We start from the raw sequence: 12,739 nt of genomic DNA, 5'->3' as shown, positions 1-12,739 counted from the left end.
CAAATTGTGTGTAAAACAAAAATTTATTTAAATGGTTGCCATTCCTAGCTGATGTAATTGTTGCTGTGCTTCTGCAACATCCTGTTCTAGGTCGTGTTGCCATAACCAGTCAAATCGATGCTCAAGATGTTCGCCAATTTCGGCAAACGTTGGGTACTGAGTCGAATAACACTCATAAATTTCGCCAGACTCACGAGAAGTTTGCTGAACACGACAAGCACGTTTTAAACGGAGCTTTTCATATATCGAAGACACATCGGTTAACTGATCTGCTTGTAAGTTTTTTGTCGACAATAAGGCCGCAAGGATTAATGCATCTTCAAGACCTTGGCCTGCTCCTGCACCTTGGTGAGGTAACATGGCATGTGCAGCGTCGCCCATGACAATGACATGACCTGAGGTACTTTTATAAGTCGAAAGTTCTTCAATTTCATGTAAGGCCCAAATGGTAGGCTGTTCAATTAAACTGAGTAATGTTTGGCAGCTTTCACTCCAGTCTGAAAAATCGGAAAGCATTTGAGCTTTATCGACAGGCTTAGTCCACGGTGTATCGGCTGGTAGTATTGTATCTTCGCGGTTTGAGCAGAAAGCAACGATATTAATTTGCTCCCCCTTACGAATTGGGAACGTTAAAATATGTTTGTCTTTACCCAATAGCATTTGGGGAATATCTGCTAAATCTGTATCGCCATTTACTTGTTGTAAAGCTTCTTTAAATGAAGCGTGAGAAATAATGCCACGATATGCCCAAGTTCCTGAAAAACGTGGATGAACTGGTGGTAAATGATGAGAAGCTAAAACATATTGGCGAGCTACCGAGCGGATACCGTCAGCCCCAATCAAATAATCGCATTCATGCTGACTACCATCATTAAAATGCAGAATCACCTGATCATCTTGTTCTTCAATCGCCTCTAGGCGTTTAGAAAAATGCACATTTTGCGTAGGCATGTGAGGAATAATGGCATCAAGAAAGTCAGCACGATGAACAGATGACTGCCCTACACCTGTCGCGATCGATGCAGATAAATATTCATCGGTATAACCATTGCGCCATTGAAACCAAACATCTTGAAATGGTAGCGATACTTTATCTGCAATTGCATGATATTCGTTGGCTAAACCTAACAGTTCAATGGCTTTGACAGCATTAGCACCAAAAGAAATCCCTGCCCCAATTTCAGAAAACTGAGGTGCAGATTCAAACATTTGGACATCTAAATGGGGGTGTTTACTTAAATTACTTGCTAAAGCCAGACCAGCAATACCGCCACCGACCACGGCAATTCGAATATGTGTATTCATGTGTTTGTTCCTTAAACATCATTATCGTTTTCACATATTCATTTTTGAGAAGTTGGCTTATAAAGTCCAATTAGTATTTTTTTTATTCAATTATTTAAAAATTAAATAATAGCCATTTGAGCGAGCCTCTATAAATTCTAAAGGCCGCCCATGCTAATAAATGATTGTTAACACACTTTATGGTGTGCCTGGCGGGGTTCCAATAGCATATTTCATTGGAGCTTCATAATTTGTCTCTGCAACTGGCGAAACGCGCCAAATCGTATTGCCCACATCATCTGCAACTAACACAGCACCTGAGAAATCAATAGCCACACCTACAGGACGACCATACGCTTTGCCTTTATCGCTGAGGAATCCAGTCAAGATATCTTGCGGTGGACCAGAAGGTTGACCACTTCTAAATGGGACAAAAATAACTTTATAACCACTGTGAGGCTTACGGTTCCAAGAACCGTGCTGACCGATCAATGCACCGCCTCTAAATTGCGGCATGAGTTCTGCTGCATAAAATGTGAGGCCTAAAGAAGCCGTATGGTTGCCTAGAGCATAGTCTGGTTTAATTGCACGGGCAACCATTGCTGGATTTTGTGGTTTAACTCGTACATCAACATGTTGACCATAGTAGCTGTAAGGCCAACCATAAAAAGCTCCATCTTGAACTGACGTCATATAGTCGGGTACTAGGTCACTCCCAATTTCATCGCGCTCATTAACCACCGTCCAGAGTTTTCCACTTTGAGGTTGCCAAGCCATACCATTTGGATTACGCAGACCTGTTGCAAATGGGCGTGACTGACCACTTGCGATGTCAAACTCCGTAATTTGTGCTCGGCCTTTTTCTTGATCTAAACCATTTTCAGCAACGTTACTGTTAGAACCAACGGTAATGTACAACTTGGTACCAGCTGGGTTAGCAATCACATTTTTGGTCCAATGGTGATTTAAAGGGCCACCCGGTAAGTCCAACACTTTGGTTCCACTAGCCGTAATTTGAGTTTCACCTTCATGATAAGGAAAACGCACCAGTGCATCTGTATTGGCGATATATAAGTTATTACCGACCAATGCCATACCAAATGGAGAATTTAAGTTTTGAAGAAATAGCGTTTTCTGGTCAGCAACACCATCCCCGTTGGTGTCACGAAGTAAGCTAATACGGTTTGCACTTGGATGAGATGAGCCTGCACGTCTCATCACAAAAGACATAATTTTACCTTTAATCCCTTTGCTGTCTTCTGGTTTAGGCGGGGCATCCGTTTCAGCAACTAATACATCGCCATTTGGTAATACATAAAGCCAGCGTGGGTGTTCAAGTCCTTTGGCAAATGCTTTGACCTTTAAACCTTCTGCTGGTTTTGGCATTACCCCACTCGGCCAGCCTTCTGCTGGAGCTATATTAACGGTTGGTAATAGGCTTGATTTAGGCTCAGGTAATTTTGGATCTGGCCCATAACTGTCGGTAATTGGATATTGAGAGGATGAAGCGCATCCAGCTAATGTAATTAAAACCGTAGTGCCAAAAATTGGCAGTAAAAAACGTGTCGCCATGGGTTATCTCCATTTATTTTTTGTCGTCATGGAAATAGCGTAATTTATGTTTGCAATTAAACAAGCAACTTTAATGGAGTCTTTTGTTTATGGCTTGAAAAAAACGTTCTTTATCTTTTGGTGAAATCATCACTGAAGTAATTTCTCCATTTTTCATATAATAAATTTTGAGTCGATCTAATGAGAGTGCTGGAGATGAAAGTGGATTATGAGTAGGCTCTATTTCGGTAATATCATCAATATTAATTTTCCATCGGAATACCAAACTATTAATAATTAAGGTGTTGTTTTCTACTAGATAATAGGTATTAAAGATGGGAAGCCAAATAAGAAAAATGATTAAACTATAAATGACGAGATGTGGAAAATTTGAAGCTAAAGAATAATGATAATTTGCTTCATAAATTTTCATAACGATATTGGCAGTGATCACAACAAATATTAATAAAAGCCACCAATCAATTTTTGATCTAAATTTCAAAAGTTATCCTCCATTTCTAAATATCATTTTTAATGAGTCTTTCTATATTTTTCATAAAATAATTGAACTAAAAATTAGCTTTAAATGTTAATGATACAAAATCTCGATCATCTATCGTGCTAAATTCATTAGAACCAAAAAAATTATTATAGGCAATCTCTGTTGTATATTTTTGCTGATAAGTCATAGATAAAGCCGCAGTTACACTCATTTGCCCTTCTTGAAAGTTTTGGCTATATCCATAAACATCATGTCTAAAACTAAGACTTGGCGTAATCACGGTAGAGGGTAAAATATCTTGATAATTTAATGCGCCACGTAATCGGTAACCAAATGACCATTCATTAAAAAAACCGTTTTTATTACAAAAGCGTTCATTTAAATTGTCTATTTCTGCATTGGTAAGATGAGCTGTACCATACGGCGTACATTTAAACTCACCTGTTTCAGGATTATAAGCACCTGTTGAAAGCTCACTACGACCAAATGCGCCTGTCCGGCCAATCCGATGATTACCGATATCTGCAATATGGTTTAAGGCAAACTCTGTAGACCATGTCAGCGAATTCGCACCCCAAATATTGAATATGCTGTCAGTTGCTCCAACCGAAAATTGTGTTACGGGTAAGCGTACATATCCTTGAATATATTGACCTAATTCAACAGTTTTCCCCGGCGGTGCAAATGGTGTTCCTTCCGATAGCACTTGAGCATAGACAATGTCTGTGCCGTTTAGTTGTAAAGGTTGATTAGGTTTGTGGGTTAATTCACTAAAAACGGTTGTTGTTCCAACTTTCCCAGTCAAACTTAATCCAAACATTTTGATATTTTCAGGATAGATAGAAAAATAACTCGCGGTATTAAAATGTTCAGGTCCCGATGCCGTTACAGCGGTTCCATCAAAGTTTGCATTACGGCTATGGTAGTTCGCATAGTAAATACCTAGCTCAGCATTATTTAAACTTGGTAATGTCTGTTTTAAAGCAATACCATATTGGCCATTGTCCTTTGCTTTTCTACTTTCTGCACGTGGAATATAGGTACGTAAACGAATTGCGGTATCTGATAATTTATCTCCACCTCCAGCAATCAGAACTGGACCTGCATTTTCGGGCACAAAGTCTGAAATCTCAAAGAAAGTTCCGTTACCATCAACAACTGAAGGTCTAAATTTAAATTGATAGAACCCTTCTATTTTCAAATTTTTATTAATGCTTGTGTCGAATGAAAACATTTCGGTTGGAATGATTCTTTCTTTTACATCACCACCTGGTCGGTTAATTGCAGCAAAATCGAATGCACTTACCGAATCTAAACCGTTTTGAAAAAACTGAGATTTCCCCCAATTTAAAGTCTGTTTGCCTAATTTTAAATTGATGCTTTTTCCATCGTCTAATTCAAAATCTTTCCATATATAGGCATTCCATAAATCGATACCTTTGAACTTTGCAAGCCTTGGCCATGCTGAATCATTAAAGGGCTTAAAGTCTCCTTGTCCTGTCTCATAAGCATGGTCATACCAGTATTTAGTGCTAATGACCGCACCCTGCTGTTTTCCATTTAGCTTAACTTCAGTTATGCCTCTAATAATCTGTGAAATGGCATCATATTTACTAAAATTCATTCGCCCATCATCACCATTCACATCAATGCTAGCGCCTTGTTTGCCTATTTTGTTTGCGTCAGGCCGATAAAGTAATGAAACGGATGGATCTTGCGTACTCCAACTGGCTCCTAAACTTAATGTCGTTTTTATATCGAACTTCCAATCTTTATCAATATCAAAACTGGCTGTATTTGCTTTAGACATAAATAAAATTAGGCTTAATGAAACACCTATTTTTTGAATATATAAAACGTGATTATTTCTTTGATTTAAATAGACGTAATGACCCATCATATTATCTCCCTATCAATATGATTTTTTATTTATTGCTTATTACTCAAAGCCATCCATTGGCTTTAAATGGTTTACATAAGCAGGTATTTTTTGTACTAGGCAGGTTGTTCGACCTGATCTAATTGTTGAATGAATTGTTCAGCTAAAGGCCAATAGCCAAAGCCAGATGCAGGGTTTAAATGCCCCACTTCACCCAAATTTACGAGTTGACTCCCCCACTTTTCTGCCATTTCACTTACAGCTTCATAACAAGCTAAATGATCATTGGTGCTTGCAACCAAAATGCTGGGAAAAGGTAGTTCTTGATCTGGTAAAGGACTCCACCCTTCTTGATGAAGTACGGTTGGGCTTGGATAATTTTCTGGCCAGCTTTTGTTTAAGTCAGGTGGAGCTACAAGTAAAGCACCCTGAATTGGTCTTTGATATTTTGCAGCCCAGTGTATTGTCATCAGCACGCCTGCGCTGTGTGCAATCAAAATGACAGGCCCTTGTATTTGTTCGAGTTGTGCCTGAATAGCAGCAACTCTATTTTCACAATTGAGTTTATTGGTTTGCACAGGTGGTACAGAGCGAACCTTGGCTAGCTTTGTTTCTAAGATTGTTTGCCAATGCTCGGGAACATGATCGCGTAACCCCGGAATAATTAAAATTGTTGCTTTGGTTTGTATTTTTTCCATTTCAACGCCTGTGAATTTTGCCATCTAGGATGCATAAGAATTTTTATAAAACTCTATTCACAATAAAGGCTCATTTCAGTTAATGGTGTACATAAGGCGTCACGGACTTTTCATTTGACGACACATCTTTTTAAAATTTCGTAAATTAATTAAAATAGTTTTTGTAATTACAAATGCATTAAGAGAACAGCTTTAAAATTAAATTGACATCATGATTAGGCGCTTAAATAAAAGCTTTTGTAATGTGGATATTTTAGTTATAACTAGATATGAGCTGTAAGGAATATGGCTGATTAAGAACAGGAGATAATAAAATGGTGCCTCTTGCGCATACCGCCTCTTTAAAAAATTATTTGGCAGTTGCTCAGCAATTAGATCTAAATCCCTACCATTTATTATCACGTGTTGGGCTTAGCCAAACTCAATTGAATGATCTTAAACAACGTATTCCTGTAGATAAAGCCATTACCTTGCTTGAAGACTCAGCCCAAATGAGTAATTGCGATGTTTTCGGTTTACATATGGCAGAGCAACGCGAAATCGCGGATTTTGGTGAACTGAGCTTATTATTAAGCTACCAATATACCTTGAGAGAAGCGCTACAAACGATTGTTCGTTATAGGAATTTACTCAATAACTCACTTGAAATATATATAGAAGAAATTGACGATACAGTAGTTATTCGAGAAGAAGTTGTGACAACAACTTGCGGATATAGTCGCCAAGCGACGGAACTTGCTTTAGGAATCACCCATCGTTTTTGTGCAGCACTCATGATGCAAAAATGGCGGCCGTTAAGTGTACACTTCACTCATAACTCGCCTAGTGATTTAACTTTGCATCGGCGGATTTTTGGCTGTGCACTAGAGTTTGGCAGTGACTTTAATGGCATTGTTTGTACAGCAGCCGAACTTGATACAACAAACCCTCAAGCAAATCTGGCGATGGCTAACCATGCACAGCGTTATTTAGATATTTTGCAGAATAGTAATGAATCGACCATGATTTTTGATATTCGTAAAAGTATTTATCTTCTTTTGCCAATGGGCCGCGCTACGATTGATCAAGTCGCTCAAACACATGGTATTCACGTGCGGACTTTACAGCGTCGATTAGAAGAAGCTCAGACGAGTTTTAGTGATTTAATGAATGAAGTACGCAAAGATCTCGTATTTCGTTATTTAAAAAATCTAAATTATTCACTTGCTCAAGTGTCTGATATTTTAGGTTACTCAATGCCGAGTTCTTTTACCCGTTGGTTCATTAGCCAATTTGGTATGTCACCGAATATGTGGCGTAGTCACAATAAAGCCCTGCTCAATTAATTTCTCTTTATGTGAAGCCAAATGAAGTCATTTAAAATATAAGGAAGCTGGAGAACCATTCCACAGCTTCCTTAAAAATCTAATTTTTAAAATTAAAACCACAAGCGCATAAGCCCAAGAACCAATATCACTAAAAAGATGCTTTCACCGATCATTAAAAGAATCGGTTTAATGCCGACAGATGCCAATTCTTTTAACTGAGTTTTCATTCCTAAAGCACTAATTGCAATGACTAAAAACCAGCGTGATAAATCATTGATTCCATTTTGAACCATCGCTGGTACCCATCCTGTACTGTTAATACAAGCGAGTAGTAAAAAGCCAACGGCAAACCAAGGCAGCAATGGTGGTCGCTCCCCTGTTGAATCTGCACCTTGCATACGGGTAATCATGGCTGCACAAACAATTACTGGAAGCAGCATTGCCACACGCATGAGCTTAACTACAGTCGCAGTATCACCTGTTTGAGTGGACATGCTATAACCAGCGCCGACCACTTGCGCCACATCGTGAATCGTAGCACCAAGAAACACACCAGCCGCTTGTGGCGATAACTCTAGCCACTTCGCAATCATCGGATAGACGATCATTGCAAAGGTTGAAAGTGCCGACACGCCAATCACGGTAAACAAAGTCGCCTTTTCTTTTTGCGGATGATTTGGAAAAGCAGCGGATAGCGCCAGTGCGGCTGAGGCACCGCAGATTGCCGTTGATCCACCAGTGAGCATGCCAAATAGTTTTTGGAAGCCTAAAATTTTAGCGGCAATAACAGAAACGGCAATTGTGACAATAACAAGAGTAACGACCAACGCAACAGGTTGCCAACCTAGTGCGGTAATTTGCCCTAAAGTAATACGCATTCCGAGTAACGCGATACCCATCCGCAGCACACTACGTGCGGTAAACTCGATACCAACCTTACATTTACTTTCAGCCGCTAAAAAATTCACGCTCATGCCGAGTAATAAAGCAAATAGCATGACTGGCGCGCCATAGTGCTCTGATAAGAAACAGGCGGCCGCTGCAACGACCGAACTGACCACAAAACCTGGTGCTAATTCTCTTGTACGCTGGGAAAAATTTTTCAAAACTAAACTACTCATGATTTTCCCCACAACCCATCACAATAAATACCTTGTCCTCGATCACTTCTACGGGATAAGTTGCAACTTTGAGCAAAGAAGAATTAACTAAACAGCCATTTGTTAAATCAAAACGTAGACCATGGGCACAGCACTGAATCACTCGTCCTTCTAGACGTCCGCTAAATAGCGATGCGCCCTGATGAGGACAACTGTCATCGATTGCATAAAATTGAGCCGCAACGTTAAATAGTGCGAGAGTTTTATCTCCAATTTTAAAAAAAGCCCGCTCACCTGAATTTGGAATTTTTTCAAAAGGCACTTGAAATCGGTTGGTCATATCAACTCTCCTTGTGCCAGCATTGCCTCTTGCATCGCTTGATAAAGTGCATCTGCTGATTGCGCGCCCACCAAGGCAGAAGCCCCATCAAAAATAAAGTAAGGCACGCCATTACCTCCTGTACTTGCAGAGATAAAATCTTGATGATCTTGAATAAGCAAATCTTTGATCAGTTCACGGGGGAAACCACAGCGTTTGGCGATTTTGTATAAAGTGGTGGTATTTCCAATGTCTAACCCATCATAAAAATATGCAGCAAAGAGTTGTTCTAACAACGCATTGCACTGCTCAGGAGTTCCAATCTTTAAAGCTTTATCAAATAAGCGATGAGCTTTGGCCGTATTTGGCATTCGTTTAATTTGCTCAAAATCGATCTTGAGCCCAACTTTATTTGCAGCTTTATTGACCTGTTCTTGTCTCATACGAACTGCTGTCAAGCTACCTAACCGTTTCAAATAAAACGTTTGAAACGGTACACCTTCAACAGCTAAGTCAGGTATAAGCTGAACACCTCGCCAGTGCACAACAACTTTGACTTTGGGGTGAAGCTGATAAAATCTATTTATAGCGATCAGTAACTGACGTTTTCCGATCAAACACCAAGGACAAATAAAGTCAAAAAATACATCAATGTGTAATTGCCGAATCATCATTTGTTATTCATCCCGCATTTTTGTATTTGGTTACCTGAATGATTTTTAAGCTCAGTTATTGCTTGCTGCTCAAAGCGTGCGATATCTTTGTGATAATGGCGTTTGGCATAAAAAAATACGGCTGCAGCTACAATACTGACCAATGGCATGAGTTGAAATGCGCTATGTAAACCAATCACATCAGATACTTTGCCAACCACTAAAGGACCAAGAGCTAAACCAAGAAAATTGTTAGCTAAGGTGAGTGTTGCAAATGCAGAGCCATGAACTGAGTTATGTGTGAGATTGGCCACCATGGCACTAGATGGCCCATTGGTTCCTAGGGCAATAAACATTCCGAGGCAGATGAGAAGTAACTGGTTACGTCCCACAGGCATAGCAAAAGCAATTAATAAAAGAACACAACCGAGCAAGCAGTATGTAATCGCTAAACTGACCTTACGATCTGGACAATTACGGCCCAAATAATCACACAACATGCCGCATAGAATTGTGCCTACTGCACTACATAGCAAAATGACCGCTGCCATCACGCCTGCCTTGTCGGTACTCATGCCGTAATAGCGATTGAGATAACTCGGCATCCAGACAATCACTGTGCCACCAACAAATAATTGCAGACCACTACCAATGTAAGTGGCAATGACTGAACGACTTGAATATAAAGTTTTTAAAGGGCTTTTAATGTGCTGGGTTTTACTACGAATTTTATTTTGAGGTGCTGCGTTTATTCTGTTTTCTTTCACTAAAATTGGATATAGAAAGGCCAAAATGAGACCAAATAAAGCAATTCCTCCAAATGCCCAACGCCAACCGAAATGCTGTGCGAGTACACCACCTAAAGCCACACCCAAAAATGAGCCAAATACGCCACCTGCCATAAAAGCACTGGCGAGTGTTGCACGCATTTCTCGTGGAAAAACAGCCACAACCACCGCGATTCCAACGCTGCCATAAGCAGCTTCACCCACACCAACCATAAAACGAGCAATAAACATTTGCTCATAATTTTCAGCCAGTGCACATCCTAAAGTCGCCAAACTCCATAACGCCGCCATAATGGCCAAGCTTTTAACTCGTCCAAAACGGTCTGCCATTAATGACAACGGCAGAGTCAATAAACCCACCATTAACGCGACAATGCCACTGAGCAAACCTAACTGACTATCGCTGAGTAACCACTCATTTTTAAGTAAAGGAAAAACTGCGTTTAAGACTTGTCGTGACATGTAATCTGAAATGAGCAAACCAAATGTCAAAGCAAAAACAAGCCATGCGTAACGACGAGGTATACTGATTGACGTATCAACATCGCTCATCTGATCTGAATACTGATGTGCATTCATACGACCTCCTTGTATTTTTTATAATTTCTATTTAGCTAGTGCAGCAACGCACTTTTAAAATCAAAGCGAATAAGCTGCACTACAATTGAGGTCTAAATTCCGTTAGACCCTGTCACATTAGTTACGCTGCGGAACGCCCTTTTGCCCTGCTTTACGGTTGGGTGCCATACCATTTGCGATTAGGGTTTCTTCAATACTGTTGTATTGCACCCCAATACGATAAATTTCACGGGCTTCTTTTCCTGAGGCAATTTCACGGCCTAATTCATGGGCAATCCGAACGGTTTGCTTAATTTGCTCTACAGATGAAAAACGGCGTCCTTGATGATCGATGATCGTGTCTTCATTACCCACACGGGCATGTAAACCCATTGCCATCGACATCGTATTAAAAGGTAATACATTTTTGAGCAAAGATTCTGATGTCAAAGTACATCCATCGGGTACGCGATGAATAAAATTAAAGAAATTAAATGGATTAGGACCATCAAAACCGCCACCGATTCCAATCCAAGTTAAGTTTAACGGCCCCATGTACAACCCTTTACGCACCATACGTTCTAGCGTCTCAAGCCCATGCATACCCGTTAACTGAAAGTGCGGTTGAATATTATTTTTACATAAGCGCTTAATATGTTCGGTAACCCATGCAGGCCCTGCAGGCACAGTCATCTCTGCATATGCTGCTTGAGTCGCTGGATGTGCCAATGATGTTCCTTCTAAATATTCAGGATAGAGCAATTCCATAATATTCATTTGTGTGGTGTTAATTGCCACCGTAACCTGATCGGGCTTTGGTGTAAGTTCAGCCAACATATGTCGGGTGTCATCACTTAACCATAGAGCTGCCTCACCTTCACTCTCTGGTGCAAATGAAATCGAACCACCCACCTGAATAATCATGTCAGGCACAGCTTCACGAACCCCTGCAATAAGCTCGTTAAATTTTGACAAGCGTTTAGAGCCTTTGCCATCGAGCTCACGGACATGTAAATGCAGCACCGTTGCGCCCGCTTCATAGCACTCAACCGCTTTTTGTATTTGCTCATCCATGGTCACAGGAATATCTTCGGGAAAGTCTTCCGGCATCCATTCGGGTCCATACGGCGCAACCGTGATCACCACTTTTTCCATATTTTCCGGGTGCAATGAGTCGTCAAAGAATTGCATGTGCATCTCCTCATATATTTTTAGAATTTTCAAATAGATAAAATTATTTAGCCAATAACCTTAATAGGTGGCGTCACCAATAATGCCGGCCCGCTCCATTTTTCGGTGGCAAGGTGGATAATCCATGACTGCATAATGTTGTGTACTGCGGTTATCCCAGATGGCAATGCTGTTAGGCTTCCAGCGCCAACGTACTTGAAACTCTGGAATATACGCTTGAGAAATTAAGTAACGCAGTAGTTCAGCTGCTCCCGGATTGGCATCTTGTCCAAATCTGACTCGCTCTTTGGTGTGATAGTTACTGAAGTGAGTTGTGAACGCGTTGACGTATAAAATTTGCTCGCCCGTTTCAGGATGAGTACGTACCACTGGATGCTCAGCATCAGGAAATTTTGCTTTTAAGTCCAAGCGTTTTTCAAGTGGCATAGCCGCACCAAAACTTGCTTCTATGCTGTGGTAGGCACGTAAGTCAGCAATCTTATCCTTAATATCGTCGGGTAAAGACTCATAGGCCATGACCATATTCGTCCACATGGTGTCACCACCTACAGGTGGGCATTCAACACAATGCAACACACATCCCATCGGTGGAACCTTGCGCCAGCTTGCATCGCTGTGCCAAGCATTTTCATAACGATCGACAGGACTTTCCGGATGTTTATAAATCTGCACCAAACCCGGATGATCAGGATGGCTGCCTACCGCAGGATGATCTTCTAACTGTCCAAATTTTTCTGCAAATGCGACATGATCCTGACGAGTTAAGTGCTGATCTCGTAAAAACAACACACGATGTTTAAGTAGTTGTGTGCGAATTTCAGCAAATAATCCATCATCATAAATCGCATCAGCAAGTTTGACGCCACTGAGCTCTGCACCAATATTGCAAGTTAACTGTTCAATTTGCAT

Annotated in this window: 12 protein-coding genes; 1 reads left to right on the top strand and 11 read right to left on the bottom strand. The window is 40.5% G+C overall.

The genetic code is table 11. From position 1 onward, the window contains the following. Window positions 1-27: 27 nt before the first annotated feature. The 5 genes from salA to ACYU0V_RS06325 form a co-directional block, all read right to left on the bottom strand. A complete protein-coding gene (gene salA / locus ACYU0V_RS06345) occupies window positions 28-1,305 on the bottom strand; it encodes a salicylate 1-monooxygenase (protein ID WP_461849445.1) in 1,278 nt (425 codons plus the stop codon). Between the two features lie 177 nt (window positions 1,306-1,482). Further along, the gene (locus tag ACYU0V_RS06340) at window positions 1,483-2,856 is read right to left on the bottom strand and encodes a PQQ-dependent sugar dehydrogenase (protein ID WP_005068449.1); all 1,374 of its coding nucleotides are present in this window, start codon (window positions 2,854-2,856) and stop codon (window positions 1,483-1,485) included. 70 nt (window positions 2,857-2,926) lie between these two features. Continuing rightward, on the bottom strand, window positions 2,927-3,337 hold the full coding sequence (locus ACYU0V_RS06335; RefSeq protein WP_461849443.1) for a PH domain-containing protein: 411 nt from the start codon (window positions 3,335-3,337) through the stop codon (window positions 2,927-2,929). 67 nt (window positions 3,338-3,404) lie between these two features. Further along, the gene (locus tag ACYU0V_RS06330) at window positions 3,405-5,234 is read right to left on the bottom strand and encodes a DUF1302 domain-containing protein (protein ID WP_461849913.1); all 1,830 of its coding nucleotides are present in this window, start codon (window positions 5,232-5,234) and stop codon (window positions 3,405-3,407) included. Window positions 5,235-5,332: 98 nt separating this feature from the next. Then, window positions 5,333-5,938, bottom strand: coding sequence for an RBBP9/YdeN family alpha/beta hydrolase (locus ACYU0V_RS06325; protein WP_206218060.1), 606 nt, complete (start codon window positions 5,936-5,938; stop codon window positions 5,333-5,335). Between the two features lie 290 nt (window positions 5,939-6,228). On the opposite strand from ACYU0V_RS06325, the gene ACYU0V_RS06320 reads away from it, so the two are divergent. Next, complete coding sequence (locus tag ACYU0V_RS06320; protein WP_033847517.1) at window positions 6,229-7,239, top strand: AraC family transcriptional regulator; 1,011 nt, start codon at window positions 6,229-6,231, stop codon at window positions 7,237-7,239. A gap of 92 nt (window positions 7,240-7,331) precedes the next feature. Here ACYU0V_RS06320 and ACYU0V_RS06315 read toward each other — a convergent pair whose 3' ends face one another. From ACYU0V_RS06315 to ACYU0V_RS06290, 6 genes are all read right to left on the bottom strand, one after another. Then, window positions 7,332-8,342, bottom strand: a complete 1,011-nt coding sequence (locus tag ACYU0V_RS06315) for a YeiH family protein (RefSeq protein WP_069035834.1) — start codon at window positions 8,340-8,342, stop codon at window positions 7,332-7,334. Next, complete coding sequence (locus ACYU0V_RS06310) at window positions 8,335-8,643, bottom strand: Rieske (2Fe-2S) protein (RefSeq protein ID WP_081037834.1); 309 nt, start codon at window positions 8,641-8,643, stop codon at window positions 8,335-8,337. Before ACYU0V_RS06310 ends, ACYU0V_RS06315 begins: the two co-directional genes overlap by 8 nt. Before the next feature lie 14 nt (window positions 8,644-8,657). Beyond that, window positions 8,658-9,314 (bottom strand): DsbA family oxidoreductase, encoded by a 657-nt coding sequence (locus ACYU0V_RS06305; protein ID WP_101663129.1) that lies wholly within the window; start codon window positions 9,312-9,314, stop codon window positions 8,658-8,660. Then, the gene (locus ACYU0V_RS06300; RefSeq protein ID WP_461849441.1) at window positions 9,311-10,660 is read right to left on the bottom strand and encodes an MFS transporter; all 1,350 of its coding nucleotides are present in this window, start codon (window positions 10,658-10,660) and stop codon (window positions 9,311-9,313) included. The genes ACYU0V_RS06305 and ACYU0V_RS06300 overlap by 4 nt, the downstream gene beginning before the upstream one ends. A 117-nt stretch (window positions 10,661-10,777) precedes the next feature. Next, window positions 10,778-11,830 carry a beta-keto acid cleavage family enzyme gene (locus ACYU0V_RS06295; protein ID WP_032004679.1) on the bottom strand — a complete coding sequence of 351 codons (1,053 nt, stop codon included), beginning with the start codon at window positions 11,828-11,830 and terminating at the stop codon, window positions 10,778-10,780. Between the two features lie 60 nt (window positions 11,831-11,890). Further along, window positions 11,891-12,739 (bottom strand): TauD/TfdA dioxygenase family protein, encoded by an 849-nt coding sequence (locus tag ACYU0V_RS06290; protein ID WP_276123918.1) that lies wholly within the window; start codon window positions 12,737-12,739, stop codon window positions 11,891-11,893.

Source organism: Acinetobacter sp. X9 (assembly GCF_054889255.1).
The sequence above is the reverse complement of the archived record's forward strand: the minus strand, read 5'-3'. Positions and strand labels throughout refer to the sequence as shown.